The organism is Cupriavidus sp. 01T418, assembly GCF_056398885.1.
Genome location: NZ_JBFTQG010000027.1, coordinates 41783 through 68750, shown reverse-complemented (window position 1 = coordinate 68750; position 26968 = coordinate 41783). Strand labels below are relative to the sequence as shown.

General features: G+C 67.1%; 19 protein-coding genes and 1 pseudogene. 13 read left to right on the top strand and 7 right to left on the bottom strand.

Annotation, left to right across the window (positions count from 1 at the left end):
* The first annotated feature begins 97 nt into the window (after positions 1–97).
* Genes gspL through gspF form a run of 6 tightly spaced genes read left to right on the top strand, consistent with a single transcriptional unit; the run spans position 98 to position 8229 of the window.
* Complete coding sequence (gene gspL / locus AC1DQ3_RS23365) at positions 98–1498, top strand: type II secretion system protein GspL (protein ID WP_477122530.1); 1401 nt, start codon at positions 98–100, stop codon at positions 1496–1498.
* A 23-nt stretch (positions 1499–1521) separates the two neighbouring features.
* Positions 1522–2139 (top strand): type II secretion system protein M, encoded by a 618-nt coding sequence (locus AC1DQ3_RS23360; RefSeq protein ID WP_477122555.1) that lies wholly within the window; start codon positions 1522–1524, stop codon positions 2137–2139.
* Positions 2139–2957 (top strand): type II secretion system protein N, encoded by an 819-nt coding sequence (locus AC1DQ3_RS23355; RefSeq protein ID WP_477122529.1) that lies wholly within the window; start codon positions 2139–2141, stop codon positions 2955–2957. Before AC1DQ3_RS23360 ends, AC1DQ3_RS23355 begins: the two co-directional genes overlap by 1 nt.
* Positions 2958–3010: 53 nt before the next feature.
* Positions 3011–5449: a type II secretion system secretin GspD gene (gspD, locus tag AC1DQ3_RS23350; RefSeq protein WP_477122528.1), complete on the top strand. Its 2439-nt coding sequence runs from the start codon at positions 3011–3013 to the stop codon at positions 5447–5449.
* Between the two features lie 8 nt (positions 5450–5457).
* Positions 5458–6996 (top strand): type II secretion system ATPase GspE, encoded by a 1539-nt coding sequence (gene gspE, locus AC1DQ3_RS23345; protein WP_477122527.1) that lies wholly within the window; start codon positions 5458–5460, stop codon positions 6994–6996.
* A gap of 15 nt (positions 6997–7011) precedes the next feature.
* On the top strand, positions 7012–8229 hold the full coding sequence (gspF, locus tag AC1DQ3_RS23340; RefSeq protein ID WP_477122526.1) for a type II secretion system inner membrane protein GspF: 1218 nt from the start codon (positions 7012–7014) through the stop codon (positions 8227–8229).
* A 1186-nt stretch (positions 8230–9415) separates the two neighbouring features.
* Here gspF and AC1DQ3_RS23335 read toward each other — a convergent pair.
* Positions 9416–10214: pseudogene (locus AC1DQ3_RS23335) on the bottom strand (NYN domain-containing protein); the annotation flags it as partial.
* Positions 10215–10546: 332 nt separating this feature from the next.
* Here AC1DQ3_RS23335 and AC1DQ3_RS23330 point away from each other — a divergent pair.
* Positions 10547–14140 carry an indolepyruvate ferredoxin oxidoreductase family protein gene (locus AC1DQ3_RS23330; protein ID WP_477122525.1) on the top strand — a complete coding sequence of 1198 codons (3594 nt, stop codon included), beginning with the start codon at positions 10547–10549 and terminating at the stop codon, positions 14138–14140.
* A gap of 49 nt (positions 14141–14189) precedes the next feature.
* On the opposite strand, the gene AC1DQ3_RS23325 is transcribed toward AC1DQ3_RS23330, so the two are convergent.
* Complete coding sequence (locus tag AC1DQ3_RS23325) at positions 14190–14804, bottom strand: HD domain-containing protein (RefSeq protein ID WP_477122524.1); 615 nt, start codon at positions 14802–14804, stop codon at positions 14190–14192.
* Positions 14805–15079: 275 nt separating this feature from the next.
* Here AC1DQ3_RS23325 and AC1DQ3_RS23320 point away from each other — a divergent pair, with 275 nt between their 5' ends.
* The gene (locus AC1DQ3_RS23320) at positions 15080–15490 is read left to right on the top strand and encodes a VOC family protein (protein ID WP_477122523.1); all 411 of its coding nucleotides are present in this window, start codon (positions 15080–15082) and stop codon (positions 15488–15490) included.
* A gap of 141 nt (positions 15491–15631) precedes the next feature.
* A complete protein-coding gene (locus AC1DQ3_RS23315; RefSeq protein ID WP_477122522.1) occupies positions 15632–16891 on the top strand; it encodes an MFS transporter in 1260 nt (419 codons plus the stop codon).
* Between the two features lie 13 nt (positions 16892–16904).
* On the opposite strand, the gene AC1DQ3_RS23310 is transcribed toward AC1DQ3_RS23315, so the two are convergent.
* Positions 16905–17798 carry a DODA-type extradiol aromatic ring-opening family dioxygenase gene (locus tag AC1DQ3_RS23310; RefSeq protein WP_477122554.1) on the bottom strand — a complete coding sequence of 298 codons (894 nt, stop codon included), beginning with the start codon at positions 17796–17798 and terminating at the stop codon, positions 16905–16907.
* Positions 17799–18114: 316 nt separating this feature from the next.
* Here AC1DQ3_RS23310 and AC1DQ3_RS23305 point away from each other — a divergent pair, with 316 nt between their 5' ends.
* The gene (locus AC1DQ3_RS23305; RefSeq protein ID WP_477122521.1) at positions 18115–18438 is read left to right on the top strand and encodes a hypothetical protein; all 324 of its coding nucleotides are present in this window, start codon (positions 18115–18117) and stop codon (positions 18436–18438) included.
* 226 nt (positions 18439–18664) lie between these two features.
* Positions 18665–19981 (top strand): MFS transporter, encoded by a 1317-nt coding sequence (locus AC1DQ3_RS23300; protein WP_477122520.1) that lies wholly within the window; start codon positions 18665–18667, stop codon positions 19979–19981.
* A gap of 112 nt (positions 19982–20093) precedes the next feature.
* On the opposite strand, the gene AC1DQ3_RS23295 is transcribed toward AC1DQ3_RS23300, so the two are convergent.
* The 3 genes from AC1DQ3_RS23295 to AC1DQ3_RS23285 all read right to left on the bottom strand — a co-directional run bounded on the left by AC1DQ3_RS23295 (position 20094) and on the right by AC1DQ3_RS23285 (position 23410).
* Complete coding sequence (locus tag AC1DQ3_RS23295) at positions 20094–22901, bottom strand: DUF2339 domain-containing protein (protein ID WP_477122519.1); 2808 nt, start codon at positions 22899–22901, stop codon at positions 20094–20096.
* Positions 22902–23062: 161 nt separating this feature from the next.
* Positions 23063–23275, bottom strand: coding sequence for a hypothetical protein (locus tag AC1DQ3_RS23290; protein WP_477122518.1), 213 nt, complete (start codon positions 23273–23275; stop codon positions 23063–23065).
* 12 nt (positions 23276–23287) lie between these two features.
* Positions 23288–23410, bottom strand: a complete 123-nt coding sequence (locus tag AC1DQ3_RS23285; RefSeq protein ID WP_477122517.1) for a hypothetical protein — start codon at positions 23408–23410, stop codon at positions 23288–23290.
* A 121-nt stretch (positions 23411–23531) separates the two neighbouring features.
* On the opposite strand from AC1DQ3_RS23285, the gene AC1DQ3_RS23280 reads away from it, so the two are divergent.
* Together AC1DQ3_RS23280 and AC1DQ3_RS23275 are read left to right on the top strand one after the other, a co-directional pair.
* Entirely contained in the window at positions 23532–24218 is a 687-nt protein-coding gene (locus tag AC1DQ3_RS23280) for a DNA-3-methyladenine glycosylase I (RefSeq protein WP_477122516.1), read from the top strand.
* Between the two features lie 575 nt (positions 24219–24793).
* Positions 24794–25180, top strand: a complete 387-nt coding sequence (locus tag AC1DQ3_RS23275) for a hypothetical protein (protein WP_477122515.1) — start codon at positions 24794–24796, stop codon at positions 25178–25180.
* Positions 25181–25324: 144 nt separating this feature from the next.
* On the opposite strand, the gene AC1DQ3_RS23270 is transcribed toward AC1DQ3_RS23275, so the two are convergent.
* A complete protein-coding gene (locus AC1DQ3_RS23270; RefSeq protein WP_477122514.1) occupies positions 25325–26380 on the bottom strand; it encodes a CAP domain-containing protein in 1056 nt (351 codons plus the stop codon).
* Between the last annotated feature and the right edge of the window lie 588 nt (positions 26381–26968).

Genomic DNA, 26968 nt, shown 5'->3' with positions numbered 1-26968 from the left:
CCCGGCGCCTGTCATGCGTGCGGCGCGGTCCGCTGCAGGGGTCACCAGCCCTGCCATCGATCATTGACGCTGTTTTTGGCGCAGTAGCAAGGAAATCTTGAGCACCACCCTGTACGTCCACCTGCCGCATCGGCCGCACGACCAGCCGCAACCCTGGCATTTTGGTGCCCTGCGGTTTGCCCTGGTGCGTTCGGCCATCGCCGACCGTGGCCGCCGGCCCGGTCCCCAGGCGGCCGGCCAGCTGTTGCGCGAAGGTTATGCGCCCATCGCCGAACTGCCACCCGCGGAACGCCTGGTCCTGATCATGGCAGCCAGCGACGTCCTGCTCACCGATGCCAGCGTGCCGCCACTGGCGCCGGCGCGCCTCAAGCTGGCCCTGCCGAACCTGGTCGAGGACGTGCTGGCCACCGACGCCCAGCCCTGCCATATCGCCGTGGGCCCTGCCCTGGACGCGCCGCCGGGCAAGGCCGCCAGCGGCTCGCGCCGGCGCTTGCTGATGGTGACCGACCGCGCGTGGCTGCGCGCCGTGCTGGACGCATTCGCCGAGCATCGCCACCGCCGCCGCCATGTGCTGCCGGCGCAGCTATGCCTGCCACTGCCGGTGACCGCGGCTGCCGACGCCACTGCCGACGCGCCCACCGCGGATGCCGCGGACACCACGGCCAAGGCAGCACTGGCGCTCGAAGCCACCACCCTGAACACCGCGACTTCTCTGTTTGAAATGGAGGGCGTATCCGCGCCAGCCGTTCGTTCGCGCAACTGGCAACTGACCGTGCGCAGCAGCGAGCACGCGGGCTACGGCCTGCTGCTCGGCGCCGATGCGCTGGGCACCTGGCAGGAACTCGCCCCGGCCGGCGAGTGGTACGCCTCGCCGGAAGCCCTGGCGCAAGTGGCGCCGCCGGGCGCGCATCCGCTTGACTGGCAGGTATGGATCGAAGGGGCGCAGGCCAGCCTGCGCGATCCCTCCCTCGACCTGGCCCAGTTCGAGTTCGCCCAGGGCCGCGCCGACCGCTGGAACCTCAAGGCCTGGCGCCTGCCGCTGGCGCTGGCCGCCGGCCTGGTGGTGGTCCAGCTGATCGGCCTGAATGTCCACTGGCTGCTGCTGCACCAGGAAGAGCAACGGCTGGTGGCCGGGCAGGAACAGACACTGCGCAGCGCCTTCCCGCAAATCCCGGTGGTGATCGACCCGCCGCTGCAGATGCGGCGCCAGGTCGAACAGCTTCGCCTGGCCAGTGGCCGCAGCACGCCCGATGATTTCCTGCCGCTGGCCGACCGCTTCGGCCAGGCCGCGAAACGTCTCGCGCCGGACGCCCTGCTGGCGCTCGAGTACCGCGAGCGTACCCTGTTCGCCACGCTCAAGCCCGGCACCGACACCGACGCGCTGCGCAGCGCCGCGCGCCAGTCCGGGCTGGCGATGGAAGCCGACAACAGCCCGCCCGACGCTTCGCGCGGCAACGCACCGACTGGCACGCGCTGGTCGATCAAGCCTAGCCTGTGAGCGTGGAGCGCCAAGTGAACCTGATGAAAGACACCGCATCGAAACCCGGCCCTGGCGCCACCAAGCGCAGCCCGGGCGGCCGTGCGCGCGCCGCGGAGCGGCTGGCGCGCCTGCGCCCGCGCCTGCCGCAGCAATGGCAGGAGCGTTTCGACGCATTCTGGTCGGCGCGCAACCCGCGTGAGCAGGCCATCCTGGCCGGCGGCGGCGCCCTGCTGGCGCTGGTGATCGGCTATAGCGTCCTGTGGGAGCCAGCCGCCGACGGCAGCGCCAAGCTGCAACGCAGCCTGCCGCAGTTGCGCAGCGACCTGGCCGAGATGCAAACGCTGGAGCAGGAAGCACGCGGCCTGGCCGCCAGCCCGGCCCCATCGCTGCGCGGCGAGGCGCTGAATCAGGCGCTGCAGGAGAGCCTCGCCCAGCATGGCCTCAAGGCCACCCGCCTGGCCGGCACCGGCGACAACAGCGTGCAGGTCCAGCTCGACAAGGTGCCGTTCGGCTCCGTCGCGAGCTGGCTGGAGGACGTGCGCCAGCAGCAGCGGCTCAAGGTGATCGATACCCGCATCATCTACGTCGGCGCCACCGCCATGGTGAATGTCACCGCCACGCTGCAAGGTCCCACCGCTAGTCCGGGCGGGCGCGGCTGATGGCGCGGCTGGAAGCCCTCAGGCTGGCCCGCCGCGCTGTCCGCGGCCCCCGCGGCTGGCGGCGCGTGGGCTGGCTTGCGCTAGGCTGCGTCACGGTTGCACTGACCGTGCTGGCGGCATTTCCCGCGGCATGGATCGCCGACAGCATCGCCAGCCGGACCCAGCGCCGCGTGCTGCTGGCCGACGCCGATGGTTCGATCTGGAAAGGCAGCGCCACGCTGGCCCTGTCGGCCGGCGCCGGCAGCGAGACCGCCGCCGTGCTGCCTGGCCGGCTGCAATGGTCGGTGGCATTCTGGCCGTTGCTGACCGGCACGCTGCGCATGGTGGTGACCCACTCCCAGGCCATGAGCGGACCGGTTGGCGTGGCGGTCACGCCGCTCGGCTGGACCGCGCAGGCCGGCGCCATCCGCCTGCCCGCCTCGCTGCTCGAAGGCGTCGGCGCGCCGTTCAATACGCTGCGCCCCGACGGCCTGATGCGCATCGACTGGTCCGCGCTGCGAGGCCGCTTCTTTGGCGAGCCCGGCACTGCCGGCATGACGGGCCACCTGACCCTGCGGCTCGACCAAGTATCATTTGCTGTCAGCCGCCTGCGCCCGATTGGCAGCTACCGCGCCGAAATCGACTGGTCCGGTGGCAGCGGCAGGCTGGAGCTGACCACGCTCGCCGGGCCGCTGCATCTGCAGGGCAACGGCACCCTGGGCCGCCACGCGGGCTTCGAGGGCACGGCCAATGCCGACCCCGACGCCGCTACGCAATTGGTAGGCCTGTTGAGCCTGCTGGGACGACGTGAGGATAATGTGACACGGCTGCACTACTGACCCCCGCGGTGGCGCGAAACCTTCGCGCCACCGCGGGCAGCCCGGAACCAAATATGAAAATCCAAGCCCTTCGACCTTCGCTCAAGACCTGCTGCGCCCGCGCCACCGCGCTGCTGTGCGGCTTCTCCCTGCTGGCGCCAGCGCCGCTGTGGGCTCAGCAAGCGAGCCAGCCGGCGGCCCAGCCTGGCCAGCCGCCCGACCTGACCCCGCGCAACCGCGACCAGGTCGTGCTCAACTTCGTCAACGCCGACCTGGAATCGGTGGTGAAGGCAGTGGGACAGGCCACCGGCAAGAACTTCGTCATCGACCCGCGCGTCAAGGGCTCGGTGAACCTGGTGACAGAGCAGCCGGTCTCGCGCGCGCAGGCGCTGGAAACGCTGGGCGCGGTGCTGCGCATGCAGGGTTTCGCGATGGTCGAGAGCAACGGCTTCACCAAGGTGGTGCCGGAAGCCGACGCCAAACTGCAGGGTTCGCCGATCGTGATCGGCGCGGGCCGGTCGCGCGGCGACCAGGTGGTGACCCAGGTGTTCCGCCTGAACTATGAGTCGGCCAACAGCCTGGTGCCTGTGCTGCGGCCGATGATTTCGCCCAACAACACCATCACCGCCTATCCGGCCAACAACACGCTGGTCATTACCGACTACGCCGAAAACCTGCAGCGCCTGGCCCGCATCATTGCCGCCGTCGACGCGCCGGCCTCGGGCGAGGTCGAGCTGGTGCCGCTCAGGAATGCCATCGCCAGCGATGTCGCGCTGGTGCTGCAAAAGCTGCTGGACCCGGGCGCTGCCGGTGCCGCCGGTGCCGCCGGCGGCACCGCGGATGCCACCCTGCGCACCTCGGTGGTGGCGGAGCCGCGCAGCAATTCGCTGATGATCCGCGCAACTAGCCGGGCACGCCTGCAGCAGGCGCGCCACCTGATCGAGAAGCTCGACCAGCCGTATGCGCGCCCGGGCAATATCTGGGTGGTGCCGCTGAAGAACGCCGAAGCCACCAAGCTGGCACAGACGCTGCGCGCCATTGTCTCGGCCGACAGCTCCTTCAACACCGGCCAGTCCGGCGCGCCTGGCGCGGCCGGCGTGGGCGCCACCGGCAGCGCCGGGCTGCTCAACACCTCGACGCAGCCGACCAGCGGCCAATATACCGGCGGCTCCACGGGCACTTCGCGCAGCGGCTCCGGATCGGGCATCGGCTCGGGCGGCTCGGCCTTCGCCAGCTCGTTCGCCACCAACACGCTGCCCACCACCGGCGGCATCATCCAGGCCGACCCGGCCACCAACTCGCTGATCATCACGGCCAGCGAACCGGTCTACCGCAACCTGCGCGCGGTGATCGACGACCTCGATGCGCGCCGCGCGCAGGTCTATATCGAGTCGATGATCGTGGAGGTGTCGGCCACCCAGACCGGCCAGCTCGGCATCCAGTGGCAGGGCCTGATCAATTCGCGCGGCAGCAATACCAACGCCTTTGCCGGCACCAACTTCGGCACCGGTGGCCAGAACATCATCAACCTGACCGGCGCTGTCGCCGCGATCAGCGCCGGCGGTGCGGCAGCCATTCCGTCGGTCTCGGGCCTGGTGCCGGACCTGGCCGGCCTGAACCTCGGCGTCGTCAACAAGGCACTGGGCCTGGGCGCCTTGCTGCATGCGCTCGGCACCGACGGCAGCGTCAACCTGCTGTCCACCCCGAACCTGATCACGCTGGAGAACGAGGAAGCCAAGATCCTGATCGGCCAGAACATCCCGATCACCACCGGCTCCTATGCGCAGACCGGCAGCGCGGCGACGGTCACGCCGTTCCAGACTTTCGACCGCAAGGACGTCGGCATCACGCTGCGGGTCAAGCCGCAGATCACCGACGGCGGCCTGGTGAAGATGCAGATCTACCAGGAGTCGTCGTCCGTGGTGCAAGGCACCGCCGCCCTCACCCAGGGCCCCACCACCAATGTGCGTTCGATCGAGACCAATGTACTGGTCGACGACGGCCAGATCATCGTGCTGGGCGGCCTGATCGAGGACACCTACGGTGACGGCGTGCAGAAGGTGCCGCTGTTGGGCGATTTGCCCCTGATCGGCGGCTTGTTCCGCTTCGAGAACAAGAACCGCGGCAAGACCAACCTGTTGGTATTCCTGCGCCCCTACGTCATGCGCACCGCCGGCGCCACCGACCGCCTGACGCAGGACCGCTACGACTACATACGAACCCTGCAGCAAGGATACGTGTCGCCCAACATCATGATGCGGGACAACAACACGCCGGTGCTGCCGCCGGCGGATGCGCCGATATCGCCCTTCGTCGACCCGCGCTCGCGCGGACCGGTGCCGGGTCCCCTGCCGCTGGATCAGACGCTGCCGCCATCGCAACAACAACAACAACAACAGCAGCCACAACCGCAGCAGCAGCCCCTCACGCAGAGCCCCTCGGGCAATGGCACGCCGCTGCCGGACGTCAACCCTCGCAACGCGATGGTGGATGCCACCCGCGGGGGAAACTGAGACAGGCCATGGCAACAAGCATCGCTCCCGCCGCCCCATCCGTCGACGCGCTGGAACCACCGTCGACCATCGCCGCGCGCCTGGTCTCGTATGGCTTCGCGCGCGAGGCGCGCCTGCTGGTCGCACACCAGCGCGCCGATGGCCTGGAGGTGTGGGTCAGCCGCGCCACCTCGCCCGCCGCGCTGGCGGAATTGGCGCGCGTGCACGGGCCGCTGCGCCTGCACGTGCTGGAACCCGATGCGCTCGAAAACGCCATGTCCGAGGCCTACAACCGCCAGGACAGCGGCAGCGCCGCACAGGTGGTCGGCGAGGTGGAGGGCGAGGTCGATCTGTCGCGGCTGATGCAGGACATTCCCGCAGTGGAAGACCTGCTCGAATCCGAGGACGACGCGCCCATCATCCGCATGATCAATGCGCTGCTCACCCAGGCCGCGCGCGAAAGCGCCTCCGATATCCATATCGAGCCCTTCGAGTCTTCCTCGGTGGTGCGCTTTCGCGTGGACGGCACGCTGCGCGACGTGGTGCGCCCGAAGAAGGCGCTGCATGGCGCGCTGATCTCGCGCATCAAGATCATGGCGCAGCTCGACATCGCGGAAAAGCGCCTGCCGCAGGACGGCCGCATCACGCTGCGCGTGGGCGGACGCCCCGTGGACGTGCGCGTCTCCACCCTGCCCACCGGCCACGGCGAGCGCGCGGTGCTGCGTCTGCTGGACAAGGAAGCCGGCCGCCTCGACCTGGCCAAGCTCGGCATGGCGCCGGGCACGCTGGGCGGATTCGACCACCTGATCGGCCAGCCGCACGGCATCGTGCTGGTCACCGGGCCGACCGGCTCGGGCAAGACCACCACGCTCTACGCCGCGCTGTCGCGGCTCGATTCGCGCACCACCAACATCATGACGGTGGAGGATCCGATCGAGTACGACCTTGACGGCATCGGCCAGACCCAGGTCAATCCGCGCATCGACATGACGTTTGGCAAGGCGCTGCGGGCCATCCTGCGCCAGGACCCGGACGTGGTGATGATCGGTGAAATCCGCGACCTGGAAACCGCGCAGATCGCGGTGCAGGCGTCGCTGACCGGCCACCTGGTGCTGGCCACCCTGCACACCAACGACTCGGCGTCGGCGGTGACGCGCCTTGTCGACATGGGTATCGAGCCCTTCCTGCTGTCGTCGTCGCTGCTCGGCGTGCTGGCGCAGCGGCTGGTACGCCGGCTTTGCCCGCACTGCAAGCGCGAGGAAGTGATCGAGGTCACGCCCGAGGAAGCCGATGTGCTGCTGGCGCAAGGCAAGCCGCTACACCGCATATGGCATCCGGTGGGCTGCGACAAATGTGGTCATACCGGTTACCAGGGCCGTATGGGCGTCTATGAGTTGCTGACCGTCGACGACGAGATCCGCACCATGATCCACCGCCAGGCGGCCGAGTCGGAAATCAAGAAGCTGGCTCTGGAACGCGGCATGCACACCATGCGCCGCGATGCGCAGCGCTGGATCGATTCCGGTGCCACGGCGCTGGAAGAAGTCTTGCGCGTCACACGCGACTAGGGGCGGGCCGCATCCATGCCAGCCTATCGTTACGAGGCAGTCGACGCGGCCGGCAAGACCGACCGCGGGGTGATCGAAGCCGACAGCCCCAAGCAGGCCCGCACCCACCTGCGCGCGCGCGGCCTGACACCGCTCAACGTCGATCCGCTGGCCGGCGTCGGCGGCGTGCAAAAGAGCGCGACCGCCGCTTTCGTGCGCCGGCTCTCCACGCAAGAGCAGGCGCTGTTCACACGCCAGCTCGCCAGCCTGATCGTGGCCGGGCTGCCGCTGGACGAGGCGCTGGCGGCGCTGGCCGACCAGGCCGAGCGCAGCTATGTGCACGAACTGCTGGCCGGCATCCGCGCCGACGTGGTCGGCGGCAGTTCGCTCTCCGCGGCACTATTGCATCATCCCCGCGATTTTCCGGATATCTACCGCGCGCTGGTTTCGGCCGGCGAGCACTCGGGCCACCTTGGCCTGGTGCTGGAGAAGCTGGCCGACTATATCGAGACGCGCAACACGCTGACCGCCAAGATCCGGCTGGCCTTCACCTACCCTGCCATCGTCACCGTGGTGGCCTTCGCCATCGTGATCTTCCTGCTGTCCTACGTGGTGCCGCAGGTGGTGAGCGTATTCGCCAACACCAAGCAGAAGCTGCCGACGCTGACCATCGTCATGCTGGCGCTGTCGGATTTCGTGCGCAACTGGTGGTGGGCCGCACTGGCGTTCATCGTGGCGGTCAGCCTGGGGATACGCAGCCTGCTGCGGCAGCCCGGCGTGCGCMTGGAGTGGCACCGCTGGCTGTTGACCGCGCCGCTGCTCGGCAAGCTGATCCGCGGCTACAACACCGCGCGCTTCGCCAGCACGCTGGCGATTCTGGTGTCGGCCGGCGTGCCCATTCTGCGCAGCCTGCAGGCTGCCGGTGAAACGCTGACCAACGAGGCGCTCAAGGCCAACGTGGACGATGCCACCATGCGGGTGCGCGAAGGCGCCTCGCTGGCGCGCGCGCTGGCGGCGCAGAACCAGTTTCCCGCGGTGCTGGTGCATCTGATCCGCTCGGGCGAAGCCACCGGCAACCTGCCCATCATGCTTGAGCGCGCGGCGCAAGGCGAAGGCTCGGAACTGGAGCGCCGCACGCTGTTCCTGACCAGCCTGCTGGAGCCGTTGCTGATCCTCAGCATGGGCGTGGTGGTACTGCTGATCGTGCTGGCGGTGCTGATGCCGATTATCGAGATCAATCAGCTGGTGCGCTAGCGCTACGCTGAAATGCAAAACGGCGCCTCGGCGCCGTTCTTTACTTCCTATCCCATAGGGAGGCTCGCGAGCCGAAGTCGCCCCCAAAGGGGCTTACTTCGGCTTCGTCCGGTCGCCTATTCGGCTGCCTTCGCTGCCTTCTTCGGCGCGCGCTTGGCCGGTGCTTCGACCGCTACCTTCTTGGCTGCCGGTGCCTTCTTTGCAGCCGGCGCTTTTTTGGCGGCCGGTGCTTTCTTGGCCGGCGCGGCTGCCTTCCTGGCCGGGGCCGCAGCCTTCTTGGCGGCTACCTCCTTGGCAGGCGCGGCAGCCTTTTTTGCCCGGGCCGGGGCCTTGGCTCTTGCCTTGGTCTCCGGCTCCGCCGCCGCGACGGGTTCGGCGGCTTCAGTCAGCTCGACGACTTCAGCCGGCTCGACTGCCTCTGGCACTTCGACCGTCTCATCGACCTCATCGACCTCAGTGACTTCAACGACCTCAACGACCTCAGTGACTTCAACGACCTCAGTGACTTCAACGACTTCGATCGGCTCGACGACCGGCGCTACCACCGTTGCGGACGGCGCCACGAAGATCGAGCGGTCGATCGGCCACGGGATCTCGCTCAGCGTAACCTCGGGCTTCGGCGGGCGACGGCGGCGCTCTCCGTTCGCCTCGTCCGTCCCGGCTTCCATCTGTTCGTCGGCTGCCTCGTCGCCATTGAAGGCCAACGCTTGGCGCTCCAGGACATCCATCGGATCGACGACGAACGTGGCGACAGGCTCGCTCACAGGCGCCTGGGCAGCAAGTTCGGGCAGCGGTGCGGGCTGGACAGGCAGTTCGGGCTGCTGCGCGAGCGCCGGTCGCGATCCGGGCTGTTGCTGGAAAGCCTGGCGATCATCGCCTTGACGGCCTTCGCGACGGTTGTCATTACGACGACCGCGTTTTTCCCGCCGCTCGCGGTTCTCGCCTTGACGGTTCTCGTCCTGGCGATTCTCACCCTGGCGGCTCTCGCCCTGGCGGTTCTCGCCCTGGCGGTTCTCGCCCTGACGGTTCTCGCCCTGGCGGTTCTCGCCCTGGCGGTTCTCGCCCTGGCGGTTCTCGCCCTGGCGGCTCTCGCCCTGGCGGCTCTCGCCCTGGCGGCTCTCGCCCTGGCGGCTCTCGCCCTGGCGGCTCTCGCCCTGGCGGCTTTCGCCCTGGCGGTCTTCACCCTGACGAGCCTCGCCCTCACCGGGCTTGGAACGGCGCTTCAGCCGTACCCACAGCGTCTTGTTGTTGCCACCGTTGCGGGTCTCGACTTCGAACAGGCCAGTGGCGGCCACCAGCTCGGAGAGCTTGCCGTAGCCGTAGTTGCGCGAGTCGAACTCGGGCGCCTGCTTGGCGATATGGTTGCCCATGCCGCCGAGCGTCGCCCAGCCCTCTTCGTCCGAGACAGCTTGCGAGGCACTTTGCAGCAAACGCACCAGGCGCGAATCCTGGCGCAGCTCGCCGCTGTTGCGCTTGCGCGCGGGGGCGGCGGCGCCATCGGATTCCGTGTCGGTGTCGGCGTCGCTATCGCTATCGCTGCGCAGCACGTCGGCATAGATGAACTTGTCGCAGGCCGTGACAAAGGGCTTGGGCGTCTTGCGTTCGCCGAAGCCGTACACGGTCAGGCCCTGTTCGCGGATGCGCGAGGCCAGGCGGGTGAAATCGCTGTCGCTGGAGACGATGCAGAAGCCGTCGAAGCGGCCGGTGTACAGCAGGTCCATCGCGTCGATGATCATCGCGCTGTCGGTGGCGTTCTTGCCTACCGTGTAGCGGAACTGCTGGATCGGCTGGATGGAGTGCGACAGCAGCCGCTCCTTCCAGCCGGCCAGATTGGGCTTGGTCCAGTCGCCGTAGATCCGCTTGACGGCGGCCACGCCGTACTTGGCGACTTCGGCCAGCAGGCCTTCGACGATGGCGGGCGCCGCATTGTCGGCGTCGATCAGCACAGCCAGGGTCGCGGTGCCCTGGCGGGAGGAAATAGTCATGTTGGGTCCTGGAGGCCGGTCGGCCTCGGATGGGGCGGGTTGCACCACGGCGTGATCCCTTGGGATATGACGCACGGCTCGCATCTGCCCGTTTGTTGCATAAACCTGTTTGCAACGCAGTGTACACGCGAAGCGTGTCCATACGGCAAAGCCCGCCTCGGGCAGGCGCATTTTTTGCTGCATCGCAAGGTGCCGCGCCCTCCGGCGCGGTGCTACCATGCGCCAAAGAGACACGGTCGTTTTCCGCCTTCACAAGAGGTGGCGCACGGTCGCCCACAACTGAAGTGAGTCGGTGATCCCGACTGCATGCCTCGAAGAGGAGCACCTCACCTATGAATGCCCCCCTGACCCCACCGGTCAGCGACGCCATCCGCCGCGCGCTCGCCAATGTATCCCTGGAAGACAAATATACACTCGAACGAGGCCGCGTCTATATCAGCGGCACGCAGGCGCTGGTACGCCTGCCGATGCTGCAGCGCGAGCGCGACCGCGCCGCCGGCCTGAACACCGCGGGCTTCATCTCCGGCTATCGCGGCTCGCCGCTGGGCGCGCTGGACCAGTCGCTGTGGAAGGCCAAGCAGCACCTGGCCGCGCACGACATCGTGTTCCAGGCGGGACTGAACGAGGACCTGGCCGCCACCTCCGTATGGGGCTCGCAGCAGGTCAATATGTACCCGGACGCCAGGTTCGAAGGCGTGTTCGGCATGTGGTACGGCAAGGGCCCGGGCGTGGACCGCACCGGGGACGTCTTCAAGCACGCCAATTCGGCCGGCTCATCGAAGCACGGCGGCGTGCTGGTGCTGGCGGGCGACGACCACGCGGCCAAGTCGTCCACGCTGGCGCACCAGTCCGAGCACATCTTCAAGGCCTGCGGCCTGCCGGTGCTCTATCCCTCCAACGTGCAGGAGTACCTGGACTACGGCCTGCACGCGTGGGCCATGAGCCGGTACTCGGGTCTATGGGTATCGATGAAATGCGTGACCGACGTAGTGGAATCGTCGGCCTCGGTGGAACTCGATCCGCACCGGGTGGAAATCGTGCTGCCGGAGGATTTCATCCTGCCGCCGGGCGGCCTCAATATCCGCTGGCCCGATCCGCCGCTGGAACAGGAAGCGCGCCTGCTGGACTACAAGTGGTACGCCGGCCTCGCCTATGTGCGCACCAACAAGATCGACCGCGTCGAGATCGATTCGCCGCATGCGCGCTTCGGCATCATGACCGCCGGCAAGGCCTATCTCGACACGCGCCAGGCGCTGGCCAACCTCGGCCTGGACGACGAGACCTGCGCGCGCATCGGCATCCGGCTGTACAAGGTGGGCTGCGTGTGGCCGCTGGAAGCGCACGGCGCGCGCGCCTTCGCCGAGGGTCTGCAGGAGATCCTGGTGGTCGAGGAAAAGCGCCAGATCATGGAATACGCGCTCAAGGAAGAGCTGTACAACTGGCGCGACGATGTGCGCCCCAAGGTCTACGGCAAGTTCGACGAGAAGGACAACGCCGGCGGCGAATGGTCGATTCCGCAGAGCAACTGGCTGCTGCCGGCGCACTATGAGCTGTCACCCGCCATCATCGCGCGCGCCATCGCCACGCGGCTGGACAAGTTCGAGCTGCCGTCCGACGTGCGCGAGCGCATCGCCGCGCGCATCGCGGTGATCGACGCCAAGGAAAAAGCCATGGCGGTGCCGCGCGTGGCGGCCGAGCGCAAGCCCTGGTTCTGTTCGGGCTGCCCGCACAATACATCGACCAACGTGCCCGAAGGCTCGCGCGCGCTGGCCGGCATCGGCTGCCACTACATGACCGTGTGGATGGACCGCAGCACCAGCACCTTCAGCCAGATGGGCGGCGAAGGCGTGGCATGGATCGGGCAGGCGCCCTTCGCCGGCGACAAGCATGTGTTCGCCAACCTGGGCGACGGCACCTACTTCCACTCCGGCCTGCTGGCGATCCGCGCGTCGATCGCGGCCAACGTCAACATCACCTACAAGATCCTCTACAACGATGCGGTGGCCATGACCGGCGGCCAGCCCGTCGACGGCCAGCTGTCGGTGCAGGACGTGGCCTTCCAGGTGGCGGCCGAAGGCGCGAAGAAGATCGCCATCGTGACCGACGAGCCGGAAAAGTACAGCGCGGCGATCAAGCTGCCGCAAGGCGTGGAAGTGCATCACCGCGACCAGCTCGACAGGATCCAGCGCGAGCTGCGCGAGGTGCCCGGCGCCACCATCCTGATCTACGACCAGACCTGCGCCACCGAGAAGCGGCGCCGCCGCAAGCGCGGCACCTACCCCGATCCGGCCAAGCGCGCCTTCATCAACGACGCGGTCTGCGAAGGCTGCGGCGATTGCTCGGTGAAGTCCAACTGCCTGTCGGTGGAACCGCTGGAAACGGAGCTTGGCACCAAGCGCCAGATCAACCAGTCGTCGTGCAACAAGGACTTTTCCTGCGTCAATGGTTTCTGCCCGAGCTTTGTCACGGCGGAAGGCGCGCAGGTGAAGAAGCCCGAGCGTCACGGCGTGTCGATGGAAGACTTGCCGGCGTTGCCGGAACCGGCGCTACCGACGCTTGACCATCCCTACGGCGTGCTCGTCACGGGCGTGGGCGGCACCGGTGTGGTGACCATCGGCGGCCTGCTCGGGATGGCCGCGCACCTGGAAAACAAGGGCGTGACCGTGCTCGACATGGCCGGCCTGGCGCAGAAAGGCGGCGCGGTGCTCTCGCACGTGCAGATCGCCGCGCATCCGGACCAGCTCCACGCCACCCGCATCGCCATGGGCGAGGCGGACCTGGTGATCGGCTGCGATGCCATCGTCAGCGCCACCGACGATGTCATCTCCAAGACCCAGGTCGGGCGCACGCGCGCCGTCGTCAACACCGCGCAAACGCCCACCGCCGAGTTCATCAAGAATCCCAAGTGGCAATTCCCGGGCTTGTCGGCGGAACACGATGTGCGCAACGCGGTCGGCGAGGCCTGCGACTTCATCAACGCCAGCGGCCTGGCCGTGGCGCTGATCGGCGACGCCATCTTCACCAACCCGCTCGTGCTGGGCTATGCCTGGCAGAAGGGCTGGCTGCCGCTATCGCTGGATGCGCTGGTGCGCGCCATCGAGCTTAACGGCACCGCGGTTGAGAAGAACAAGGCCGCGTTCGACTGGGGCCGCCACATGGCGCACGACCCGGAGCACGTGCTGTCGCTGACTGGGAAGCTCAAGGGCACGGCCGAAGGCGCGGAAGTGGTCAAGCTGCCCACCTCCTCCGGCGCCTTGCTGGAAAAGCTGATCGCGCATCGCGCCGAGCATCTCGCCGCCTACCAGGATGCCGCTTACGCGCAAACCTTCCGCGACGCCGTGAACCGCGTGCGCGCGGCGGAAAGCGCGCTGGTCGGCAGCGGCAAGCCGCTGCCGCTGACCGAATCGGCGGCGCGCAATCTCGCCAGGCTGATGGCCTACAAGGACGAGTACGAAGTCGCGCGGCTTTATACCGACCCGGTCTTCCTCGACAAGCTGCGCAACCAGTTCGAAGGCGAGCCCGGCCGCGACTACCAGCTCAATTTCTGGCTGGCGCCGCCGCTGATGGCCAAGCGCGACGACAAGGGTCACTTGGTGAAGCGCCGCTTCGGTCCCTCCACCATGAAGCTCTTCGGCGTGCTGGCCAGGCTCAAGGGCCTGCGCGGCGGCGTGTTCGATGTGTTCGGCAAGACGGCCGAGCGCCGCACCGAACGCGCGCTGATCGGCGAGTATCGTGCGTTGCTGGACGAGCTGACGAGCGGTTTGAGCACGGCCAATCACGCGACCGCGGTCACGCTGGCCAGCCTGCCTGATGACATCCGCGGCTTTGGGCACGTCAAGGAAGACAACCTGGCGAAGGTGCGCACGCGCTGGGCCGCGCTGCTGGAGCAGTTCAGGCATCCGGAGACGGCGCAGCGGGTGGCTTGAGCGGATGCGGGGTCGGTAGCGGGGTTGGTAGCGCTCCGGGCAGGCCGGCTCAGGCCGGCTGCGCCAGCGTGCTCTCGTTCTCCTTCACGTACATCGAGTTACGCGGACGCGCGAACACGCGGCGCACCATCGGCTCGAAGAAGGACAGCGGCAACGTGTCGTAGTCCTGCATGAAGGCCGCGCCGTCGTACTTGGCGCAGAACTCGGCGGTACGCTCGAACAGTTCGGGCTGGCTGCGGAATTGCTCGCGCAGGTTGCGGTCCAGGCCGAGGTGATGGAAGAAGTAGTAGCCCTGGAACACGCCGTGCTTCTCGACCATCCAGAGGTTTTCAGGGCTGACGAAGGGCTTGAGGATGGCGGCGGCGATGTCCGGATGATTGAAGCTGCCGAGCGTGTCGCCGATATCGTGCAACAGCGCGCACACCACGTATTCCTCGTCGCGCCCGTCGCGGTGAGCCAGCGTGGCGGTCTGCAGGCAGTGGGTCAGGCGGTCGATGGGAAAACCGCCGTAGTCGCCGTCGAGCAGCTTGAGGTGATCGAGCACGCGGTCCGCCAGCGCCTGCGCGAACGGCATGAATTCCGCGGAGATCGCGGCCCAGTCCTCGCGCGTGCCTTGTTCCATGTGACTGAAGGTGGCACGGGCGTGCGCGGTCGTATCGCTCATTGTGGGGTCTCCGTGCAGCGTGATCCTGCATGTTTTGATGGGGATGAACGCCGATTCTGGCACAGGTTTCGCGGCTACACTGTCAAGGACTTGACAATGCCGCCGCGTGCCGCGGCGCATCACTGCCTTGCCGTGGATCCCGGCCACCAGCGCCGCGAGCATGGCCGACGACTGATGGCGCATGCCGGGCCATTGCTGATCGAGCGCGGCTGATTCCGGATCTGCGGCAACGCGCACTTGGCACCTGACCCGGCACCTGAAGAGGCAAAGCCACCATGTTCCGCATCCTCGGCATCGATCATCTGGTCCTGCGTACCGGCAATGTGACGGCGCTGATGCGCTTCTACGTGGACGTGCTCGGCTGCAGTGTCGAACGCGTACAAGCCGGGTTCGGCCTGACCCAGCTGCGCGCCGGCAGCGGCCTGATCGACCTGGTCGCGCTGGACGGCCCGCTCGGCCGCGCCGGCGGTGCCGGACCGGGCAGGGAGGGTCGGAACCTGGACCACTTCTGCCTGCGTCTCGATCCCTTCGACGCCGACGGGCTATACGCCCACCTGCGCGCGCACGGGGTGGAGCCGGGACCGATCGAGATGCGATTCGGCGCCGAGGGCAAAGGCCCGTCGGTCTATGTGCAAGATCCCGACGGCAATGTGGTGGAGCTGAAAGGACCGCCCGCAAACCTGTGACACAACATGTGATGCAAGGCAGGCATTCCGCCTGGATGCCCGCTACAATTCCCGCTTACCCCCTCGCCGCCGCTCGCGTCAGCCGCCTCCCCCTTCGCGGCGGTCGCCAGCGCGGCGGCAACGACCGCGTCCAGGCGCGCCATGACAAGACAAGACGCCCCACCCGGCCTGCCCCCCATCTCGCCACGCCAGCTGATCTGGACCCTTGGCGTCACCGAAACCGTTTCCTGGGGCACGCTGTACTTCGCCTTCACCGTCTTTATCGCGCCGATGAGTGCGAAGCTGGGCTACTCCAAGCCCTTCCTCGCCGGCGGTTTTTCGCTGGGCTTGCTGGTCTGGGCCATGTGCTCGTTCGCGGTGGGCCGGCTGCTCGACCGCGTGCAGGCGCGCATCGTGATGTGCGCGGGCTCGGTACTGGCAGGCTGCGGTTTGCTGCTGTGGGCCTGGAGCCCGAACCAGACGGCCTTCCTGCTGATGTGGATACCCCTCGGGCTGGCCATGGCCACCACCTTGTACGAGCCCGCCTTCGTGGTGCTGCGCCAGGCCTTTGGCGACGGCTATCAGAAGCCCATCGTTACCGTCACGCTGATGGCCGGCTTCGCCAGCACTGTCTTCGTGCCGCTGGCCCAATGGCTGGTGCTCCACCTCGGCTGGCGCGAGACGCTGCTGTGCTTTGCCGGGCTCAACCTGCTGGTGTGCGCACCCTTGCACGCGCGCCTGCGCTACGCGGCGCATGCCACCTACTCCGCAGCCCCTGCGCCAAACCCGTTGGCGGATGCCGCGCAGCCCGGCATCGCCCAGCTTGCCTTGCGCCAGCCGGTGTTCTGGGCGGTGGTGCTGGCCTTCACCGCGCTGGCGATGATTGCCTCGCTGCTGGGCGCCCACCTGATCCCGTTGCTGACCGAAAAAGGCCTGCCGCTGGGCGAGCAACTGGTGGTGGCGGCGTTGATCGGCCCGGCGCAGGTGGTCGGGCGCCTGGTCATGATGCGCTTTCCGGTGCGCCACCCGTTGCGGCTGTCGCTGCCGGCGTACCTGGTGATGAGCGTGGGGCTGCTTTGCTTTGCCCTCGGCTATGGCAAATGGCTGATGCTGGCGGCGGTGCTCTACGGCTGCGCCAACGGCATCAACACCATGCTGCGCGCCATGGCCATGCCGGAACTGATCTCGCGCCACCATTACGCCACGCTCAACGGGCTGATGCTGACGCCGGTGCTGCTGATGCAGGCCGCCGCGCCCTGGCTGGGCGCGCTGCTGTGGCGGGCCGCGGGCGGCTACTGGCTGATGCTGTGGGTGATGGTGGCCCTGGCGCTGGCAGCGCTGGCGGCCTTTGGCTTCGCGCTGCACCGGCGTGGGCTGTTGCGTGCATCCAGCCACCCGGCGGCGGTCAGGGACATGGCCTAGCGCCCCGGCAGGCTCACGCCGCCTTGCTCAGCGTGGGGTCAGGATGCGCGCCGATGCCCTCGAACATGAAGGTGTCCATCGCCAGCACACCGTAGGTCACCGCGTCGGCCACGCGAGCCACCCCCACTGGCGCCTGCGGCGCCGGCACGCCTTCGCGCGAACCCAGCGCTGCGCCCAGCGCCACGAAGAACGGCAGCAAGTGCTCGTCGGAAGGATGGGCGCGGCGGGCGTACGGCGCCTGCGCGCGGTAGTCCGCGATGCGCGCGGTATCGCCGCTGGCGAGCGCCTCGTCCAGCGCATCGATCATCCAGCCGCGAAAGGCTTCCACATAGGGCTCGACGGGCGCGCCATGCTGCTCGCGCCGGCCGCCGGCGCCGAAGACTTCCTGCAGGTTGTGGGTAAAGCTGCCCGAGCCCAGCACCAGTACGCCTTCTTCGCGCAGCGGCGCGAGCGCGCGGCCAATCTCGATCTGGGCCGCTGGCGGGAGATACGGATTCAATGCCAGCTGCACCACCGGGACGTCGGCATCCGGGAAGAAATGCCGCATCGGCATCCATGCACCGTGGTCCAGCGGGCGTTCGTCGTCCTGCAGCACCACCGCCGCGCCGGGAATGTGCGCAGCCTCCACCAGCGCCTTGACACGGTCGGCCAGCTCTGGCGAGCCGGGGGCGTCGTAGCGCAGTTTGTAGAGCGCGCGCGGGAAGCCGCCGAAGTCATGCCAGGCCTCCTGCCGCCGGCGGGTGCCGACCACCAGGGTGCTGTAGATCCAGTGCGCCGAGATGATCAGCACCGCGCGCGGCTTGCGCTGGCGCAGCACATCGCCAAGGGCGTCGAAGGCGGCGCCGCTCGGGCCCGGCTCGAGCGCGAGCATGGGGGAACCGTGTGAGACGTAGATGGCGGGGAGCATGATGTCGGCCTTCGAATCCATTGGATAACGGCATCAAGTGTGACAAAACTGGCCGCCGCTGACGGTAGACGTTTGCGGATACCTTCATCAAAAAACTTGAAGCGAAGACGTTGCGCCCGCCCTCCCGTCCAAGGATGTGGGGTGCCCCACACAGCGCTTCAAAGATTCGGCCGCTTTGCGGACAAACGGCTTATGATTCCATCACAAGGTCCCGTCCGGTTGCGCGGCGAGCGATGCGTCGTCCGCGCGAGCCGGGGCCAAACCCCGCAATGAATGGACACGATGCGCCACGAAGCGCGTCAGGCTGGAGAACACCGTGGTCAAGCGCACAGCCCACAGGACCTGGCTGCCCCATGCAAACTGGTGGCATCCAGGCGTGTATGCAAGCGGACCGGCTGTGCTCCTCTGGATTGCAGCCCGCCTTCCCGCCCCCTGGCTCACCGACCTGTTCAACGCGCCCGGCGCAGCCGCGCTGCTCAACCACTGCGGCGATACCGTTTTCGTGGCTGGCTGGGTAGGCAGCGCGCTGTGGCTGTGGCTCACGCGCCAGCGGCCCGAAGCACCGGCCCAGCAGCAGGAAAGCAGCCCGGACAAGCCCTCCGCGCGCAACACGCCGCGGCATCACGCCAGCCGGCCCTGAGCCTGCTGCCGCTGCCGGCACCTGACCAGCGCAGCATTCCGGCATTGGATGCGTGCTTCACGTGGAACACGTCACGGCAGCACGGCAGCGCGGACCACGGAGTCCCGGAATCACACGCCGTCATCCTGCCGGCTAATTAAAGAATCGCTTACTATTCTGCCCTTTAGGGCACATGCCCCGTTCCGGGGCGGGCCACCCACCGCTTTCTCATCGAGTCAAGAGCATCATGGAAGCCTCCGCTGCAATACCGCACGTTCACGAAATATCCAAAAACCAGCGACGAAAGGCGATCCTGGCCGCCACCATCGGCAACGGCCTCGAATGGTTCGACTTCACCGTCTACAGCTTCTTCGCGCTGATCATTGCCAGGCTGTTCTTTCCCACCGGCGACGACCTCACCTCCTTCCTGCTGACCGTGGCCACCTTCGGCGTGGGCTTCTTCATGCGCCCGGTCGGCGCCATCGTGCTCGGCGTCTACGCCGACCGCGTGGGCCGCAAGGCGGCGCTGACCCTGACCATCCTGATGATGGCGCTGGGCACGGCCATCATCGGCCTGGCCCCCACCTATTCGTCGATCGGACTGTGGGCGCCCGCGCTGATCGTGCTGGCCCGCCTGATCCAGGGCTTCTCGGCCGGCGGCGAGGTGGGTGGTGCCACCGCCTTCCTGATCGAGCACGCGCCCGATGCGCAGCGCGGTGTCTACGCGAGCTGGCAGCAGGCCAGCCAGGGCATTTCCTTCATGCTGGGCGCGGCCATGGGCGCGCTGGTGATCAATGGCCTGGAGCCGGAACAGATCGACGCCTGGGGCTGGCGCATCCCGTTCCTGTTCGGCCTGCTGATCGGCCCGGTCGGCATGTATATCCGCTCGCACCTGGAGGAGCCGCCCGCCTTCGAGGAGCGCCGCGCCGAGCGCGCCGCCAGCAAGGTCGAGTTTTCCCCGCTCACGCAGGTGCTGCGCGACCATCCGCGCGAAGTGCTGGCCGGCCTTGGCGTGACCATCCTGTGGACGGTATGCACCTATGTGCTGGTGTTCTACATGCCGTCGTATGCCAAGCAGCAGCTCGGCCTGCCGCTGGGCGCCACCTTCCAGTCCACCGCCCTGTGTGGCGCCATCATCCTGGTGCTGTGCCCGCTGATGGGCATGCTGTCCGACCGCGTGGGCCGCAAGCGCATGCTGGGTACCGTGGCCCTGGTCATCGGCGTGGTGGCCTATCCGCTGTTCCACTGGCTCAACGTCTCGCCGACCACCCAGACCCTGTTGATGGTCCAGGTGATCCTCGGCATTCTGCTGGCGGCCTTCACCGGCCCGGCGCCGGCAGTGCTGGCCGAACAGTTCCCCACCGAGGTGCGCTCGACCGGCCTGTCGCTGGCCTACAACTTCGCGGTGACCATCTTCGGCGGCTTTGCCCCGCTGATCGTGACCTGGCTGATTGCGTCGACCGGCAGCAAGCTGGCGCCGGCGTACTATGTCATCGCAGCTGCCGTGGTGAGCTTCATCGCACTGCTGTTCATGCACGACCGTACTGGCAAGCCGTTGCAGTAACCCGTCCTGCCGGCAAAGATCTGGCGCACGAAATGAAGAAGCCCAACCCTCCGCGCGGGTTGGTCTTTTTTATTGGCAGCAGCGCGCGCACCAGCCACGGAGACAGCCGGCGTCAGGTTGCCTCCTTTGCCTTCGGCGGCAAGGGCGAGAAGTAGCCGATCAGCAGCAGCAGCACGCCCACGCCGATAAACGAGATGATCCGCTCGACCCCCTTGACGAAGGACAGGTCGAACAGGAACAGCTTGACCACGGTCACGCCCAGCAGCGCGCCGCCGATGAACCATAGGGTGCGCGTGCCGCGCCGGGTAGCCACTACCATGGCGATCAGTGCCAGCACGGTCCAGAACACCGACAGCGAGGCCTGCACCAGCGTCGAGCTGCCCAGGTCCTGCAGCGTGTAGGGCACGCCGGTCCAGTGATGGAGCGTGCGCAACAGCATCGCGTTGAACCACAGGAACACCGTGGCCGACGCGGCATGCTCGAGGACGCGCGGCCGCGTTGCCAAGCCTTGGGCGGCAAGCCGGCGCTGCCAAAGCACCACCGCCACGATGGCCAGCAGTTGGGCGACGTCGAGCGGGTTGAGCAGCGGCAGGTAGAACAGCGGCGGCGCGTTGCCGTCGCTGGCCACGCTGGCGATGCTCCACAGCCACAGCAGCAGCGCCAGCGGCAGCGCGCCCCACAGCAGGTAGGCCCGCGCAAAGCGCGCCACCGGCCAGCGCAGGCGCCAGCCCCTGGCCGACAGCAGCGCCAGCAGCCCGCCATGGCCGTAGGCCCAGGCGCTCCAGCTCCACGCCCCTTCCGGCACGTAGGCGCGCAGCCGCCAGTAGGCTTCGGTGGAAAGCAGCACGCACAGCGCCCAGAACAGCAGCGCATGCATCGGTGCCAGCCGGACATCGCCTTCGCGGCCTTGCTGGCGCCACAGCAACAGCCAGGCCGCGCCAAAGACCACCAGCCAGGCCAGCGCGCCGACGCCGAGCAAGGGCGACGCCGACCAGATCGCGCAACTGGACATGGCCAGGATGGCAAGCGCCGGCGCCATGGCCAGCGCCGGCGTGCCGGCCAACGGCCACGCCAGCACGCGCCTCGCCAAATGCGCGAGCCACGCGCTCGATACCGCGAACAGGGCCAGCATGGCGATCAGCGTGCGCAGCTGCCAGTCCAGCCGGTCGTACCAATGATGGATCTCGGCCACGCCGCCGCCCAGCCACCACGACAGGCCCCACGCGGCGGCGGCAATGCCCAGCGGCGCGGCGGGCGCGAACCAGGCGCGCGCCTCGGGCCGCCCGTGCAGGCGCCAGCCGCTGAAGACGCCGGACACCGCCAGCAGCAGCGTACCCACGTAGCGGCTGTTCAGCACCGGCCACGCCAGCTGCGCCGTCTCGAGCAGGCTGCCCGCTGCGAAGGCCGCGCCCGCGGCCAGTTGCAGCAGCAGACCGGATGCCAGCGCCAGGCGGCGCTGCTGGCGCACGCTCACCCACACCACGGCTGCCCCTTCGACCGCCCACACAGCGCTGGTGGTACGCCCGTCGAAGGCCAGCGGCACGGCCAGCGCGGCAAAAATGACGCCCAGTGCCAGCATGGCCTCGAACAACATGCCCAGGCGATCGCGGCGCGCCGACAGCCACGCCGCCAGGCCAAGATAGAACACCGCCAGCGCCACCGAACTCCACGCCATGGCGAACGGGATATGGCGCACCAGCGCCGCTTGCAGTCCCATCGCCAGCAGCGGCGTGCCGAACACCAGCGTGCCGTCGACGTAGTCCTTCAGGCTGACCTGGCGGTGCAGCGCGTAAAGCAACGCAATGCCTGTGTACATCAGGAAAAACAGGATCAGGAAAGGCTCGGTGGTAGCCAGCAGATCGGAACGGTAGTTGAACATGCCCCACGCCGTGCCAATGCCGAAGGTAAACGCAAAGCCCAGCAGGTTCAGCTGGCGCCAGGCCCTGAACCAGGCAATGGCAAAGATGCCGGCATTGAGCAGCGCGTAATAGCTGAACAGCGTCACATGGTTGCCCCCGCCGGTCGAAATCAGCACCGGCGCGAGGAAGCCACCCGCGCTGCCGGTAAACGCCAGCACCGGGGCGTTCTGCAGTACCGCGAGGCCGCCCGCCAGCCCGCAGACGACCACCAGCAGCGGGAAGGCAGCCGCGGCCGGCAGCAGGCCATAGAGCTTGGTGGCGGCGAACACGGTGAGATACAGCACCCCGACGCCGCCGCCCTGCAGCACCAGCGCATAGGCCGCGCGCCGCTTGCGCAGCAGCCAGCCCGCCACCAGCAGCGCGACCGCGCCGGCGGCCACGCCCGCCAGCCGGATCTCGATGGGCAGCATGGCATTGTCCGACGCGTACTTGAGCAGGAACGCCACGCCGAAGAAGAGGATCAGGATGCCGACCCGCACCACGCTGTTGCCGCCCAGCAGCCAGTCGCGCGCGGCGGACACCACGCGTTCGATGAAGTCGGGCTCCTGCGGCGCGAATGCGGACGAGAGCGGGGGTTCCACGTGTTGGGCGGACTGATGCACGGAGCCGGCGGGGATTGGCGCTGACGCCGCGGGTGGCGGGACGAACGCCGGCTCGGGCATCGCCGTCGCAGCCGGTGCGGGTTCGAATGCCGAAAATTCCTCCTCCGCTACCGTACCCGCCGCTGCGACAGCCTGCGGCGGCGTTGCCGCGGTCTCGCCCCGCATGCGCGCCATTTCGCGCTTCAGCGTGGCCAGCTCCCGCTCGAGACTCGCCACGCGCGCTTCGAGCGTGGGTGCCACGGGCGCACCCTGCGATTCGCCATCGGTGCGTGGCCGTGTGGGCCGGTCGCTGATCATCCAGCCGAAGCCGAAGCCCAGTATCGCCCCCGTCAGGGCACCGCCAAACCCGGCCGCCGCGGCGCCGAGCAGCAAGCCAATCACCGCGAATATCCAACGCATCGGATGAGATTTCGCCTAGGAAGGTTGGGAAGAACGGCGGCGGCCAGCGGCGCGAAACCATGTGTTTGCCGGCATGGACAACCGCCTGCGTCATGCGCGCCCAGTGTAGCGCGGGGACGACATGCTCGGGCCCTGTCAGCCGATGGCGGCCGGCCGGGCGGTCACTCTTCGTCGCTATGGATATTGATCACGTGCCGCGGCTCGAACCACAGCGGCATGCCGGGCTCCATCTCCTCCGTGCAATAGGGCTGGTTGTCGAGATCGCCGCTATAGAGACCGCCCTCGCGGCCAGTGACGACCACCCACATGCGCTCCACGTGCTGCTCCTCGCGTTCCTTCTCATCGGTGGTGGTGATGCGAAAGATCAGTTTCACCAGTTGGCCGGGCTACAGCGCCTGCCGGGCCGCCAGCGGCGGCACCCAGAAGGTCTCGGGATGCGCCGCGCCGATGACCTCGCCGTCGTCGAGCTGCCAGCCGTCTTCTTCGATGGTCGCCAGTCGTTTGTCCATGTCAGTCCTCATCGGAAACGTTCCTCACGGCCGGCATGGTAGCAAATGCATCCTGCGCCAGCGCGGCAGGGACATGCCGCGCGAGTCGCTTTAAGATGGCGGATCAAAGGAGAACGCACTCATGGCAGCAGACAGCAACGTGGCAAGAAAGGCATCGAAACAGAAGGTGCGAAAGGAGACTCTGGAGACCCTGGACGTGCCACAGGCGGAGCGCGTGCGCTGCGGATGGTGCGGCACCCTGGAAGACTATTGCCACTACCACGACAACGAGTGGGGCTTTCCGGTTGACGACGACCGCCGCCTGTTCGAAAAGCTATGCCTGGAAGGTTTCCAGGCTGGCTTGAGCTGGCTCACCATCCTGCGCAAGCGTGAAGCGTTCCGCCGCGCCTTTGCCAATTTCGAAATCGAAAAAGTGGCGCGATTCGGCGAGCGCGATATCCAGCGGCTGCTTGGCGACGCGGGCATCGTCCGTCACCGGGGCAAGATCGAGGCGGCCATCAACAACGCGCAACGCGCTCGCGAACTGCTGGAGACGGAGCCGTCGCTGGCTGCCTACTTCTGGCGCTTCGAGCCCGATCCCGCCAGCCGGCCCGCGCGGCTGACGCCGGATGTCCTGCGCACCATGGCCATCTCGCCCGAATCCACCGCGTTGTCCAAGGACCTGAAGAAGCGCGGCTGGCGTTTTGTGGGCCCCACCACGATGTATGCATTGATGCAGGCCATGGGCCTCGTTAACGATCACATGGACGGCTGCACGACGCGCGAGGAGGCTTTGCTGGCGAGAAAGACATTCAAGGTGCCGCGCTAAGCCAAGGCGGCGGAATGCATACGTGGCGTGGCCTCCGAGAGGGTCACGTATACGTTCCGCGCAATGCTTGCCTTATTTCTGTCTGTATTGTTTACGTATACCAATATAGTAGTAGTAGGTAAACGGACCGTTTTTCCGTGGATAAGCCGTCTTTTCCCTTTCGGCTCAAGGACTTGCCAATAAGATAAGCTCCGGGGATTGCCCTGAGTTCACGGGATATCCCGGCAGCGTATACGTAGCGCGCAAAAACCGCCCGGAAGTTGTACGTATACGCCCACAGTCCACCCCCAGCCGGGGCACAGCTTTCCTGCCTGTTTATCCCCAGGGTTTTGCGCGGTTATCCACAGCCAGGCCGAGGCATTCACCCGCGCTTCGGGCGAAAGACTTGTTGCGTGCGATCCGACGTTGACAAGCACACTTGTCGGTATCCACCCAACATCCTCAGCCGGAAAGTGGCGGCGTATACACTATTTCCGCCTTTCAGGGGATGGCACGGTCCATGCGGTTAAGAGCTTCGAGAGCAGCGTCGATGCTCGTCTTCCCAACCGGAGCTTCCGCTCCTTCGGAGAACCGCAATGAAGATCCACTGCCATGAACCCCGAGAGAGCCGGCCCGCTTCGCGCGCGCAGGGCGCCATGCGAAAGCTGCAGCGAGCTGTCCTGCTGATTCGCGTGCTCGCGTTGTGTGCAAACAGCGTGGCGTACGCGCAGCCCGCCGCGCCGCTCAAGTCAATGGTTACGCCCGAGCAAAGCTTTATGCCGGGCTACCTGGAAGCCGTCTCCACTGGCTATGACAATGGCCAGGCGCTATATGAATCCGAGGGCATGGCGGCGGTGCGTTTGCCGCATCCGGTTGCGAACCGGCTTCGGCCGCCCCCGACGCCAGTCATGCCGGTATCCGTGCCCACGGGACCGGCGGCAGTTCCGGCTTCGCCGAGGGGCAGGAAGACACCTGCCGAGTGAGGATCCCGGGCCGGTACCAGCTTTGCGCTTCACCGGCACGCTCTAGTGCAACGGTCAGGACGGGTCACACAAAACGAAAAAGCCCGACTCGGATGAGTCGGGCGAGACCTGCACCGGGCCCACGTTCAGTGGCGCGGCAATGTGCTACCGGGTGGTGAACGACCAACTCAGATTGAGAGGCTTTCCGCCCAGGCTGCCAGTGACTTTCACGTTGTATTTGCTCGCGGCCGCCAGCGGCGCGAGGGGCGTACAAATCGCGATGCCGGCGGCATCCGCGGCGAGATTTGCGCTGCGCGCATCGACCTTCAGGCAATTTACGTTGTTGCCTTGCGCGTCGGTCAGCACGAATGTATCCGCATTGAGCACCAGACTGCTGTCGATGGCTTGCAGCGTGATGGGATACCCAAGCGTCTGGTTCTGGTAGCCGGGCGCGGGATTGGGGCTTTCAGTGTTCACCCAACTGCTCGGCGCGTCGGTCTGACCGGCAAAGGGATACGCCACCATCTGGTTGCCGGTACCGGGCATGGTCGCATCGGCCAGGTCGACAGTCTGGTAGAACGACGCCGTGGCGCCCCCCGCTGCCGTGCTCCTCTGCTCGGCATAACCGCTCCCCGCAGACTTGAAGCTGCCCAGCAGCGCGATCCGATGAAACGGCGCGTCGAACAGTTCGGACACCAATACGTCGTTTGATGACAGGTTCAGGACCGCGTTGGGATCCGAGCTCCATTTTGTGGCGTCCCCGACAACTTCCGCCATGGCGTCGGTCTGGTACTGTGCTTGCACGCGCACATCCGGAGAAGCGCCGGTGAAGCCCCGCAACGCGGGATCTTCGCTGTGCCCAAGGGTCTTGTTCCAGAGCATGTAATTGCTGTGGTTCTGCGCGGCCACACCGATCGCACCTTGCGCTTCCAGCGCGGGAAGGCCGACCTGCATGCGTCGGAAATTGGCGTAGCACAGGCCGGCCGTCTTGGGTTCGCCCAGCACCTGGTAGTTGGTGACGCCGGCATCGCCGCGCACGGGAAGCAAGCTGACGCCCGATGCATTCTGGGCGGCCGGGGCGTTGCCAGTCACTGTGAAGCAGGCGGTGACCGCACCAGCACCGACCGCCTGAGCGGTCCTGGCCGGGCTGATGTTGGCGGCAGCCGCCGGCGCCGCAGCGCTGGTGCCGTCGTCGCCGCCTCCGCACGCGGAGAGTGCCATGGTCGCGCTGCCCAGTATGAGAAGGGTCTTGGCAAGGTGAGCCCTTCCGGGCGTCGTTGAGTGATTCGCTAGCATTAATCCACAGAGTTGGTCCGGCCATCGCAACCGGTGGTCAGCCAAACATGCCGGGCCAAAGCCGGCCCCGAAAAGCGCGAACCAATCTTATTGGCGGGCATCGACGGACGTCCAGAATGCGAACAAATGCTTACATGTGACCGTTACGCGAGTGGTCGATAGACTCCATGCGCGCGCCGTTGCAGTCCCGATGTGGTGCGCCGGCGGATCACACGTAAGTCAATGTTATTTGTCTGTACGCTGCACAACACACGCCCATAAGATCACCGCTGCTCAGGTTAACCCCTGCGGGTTAACTCCTGCTGGTTAACCCGACTGCCTTTTTAGTCACAGCATTCCGTCGCATACGCACCGCCGTCAGGCTTATGCCTGGGTGAGCGGATGCTTGCGCGATTTTCGCCCGCTTCATCAACCTACTTAGACTACTTAGAGACCGATGCCTGGGAAACCTTTACTAGCGAACTCCATTCGACCGCGCACAGCGCGCCATTCTTACATCGCCCCTGGCCTCCA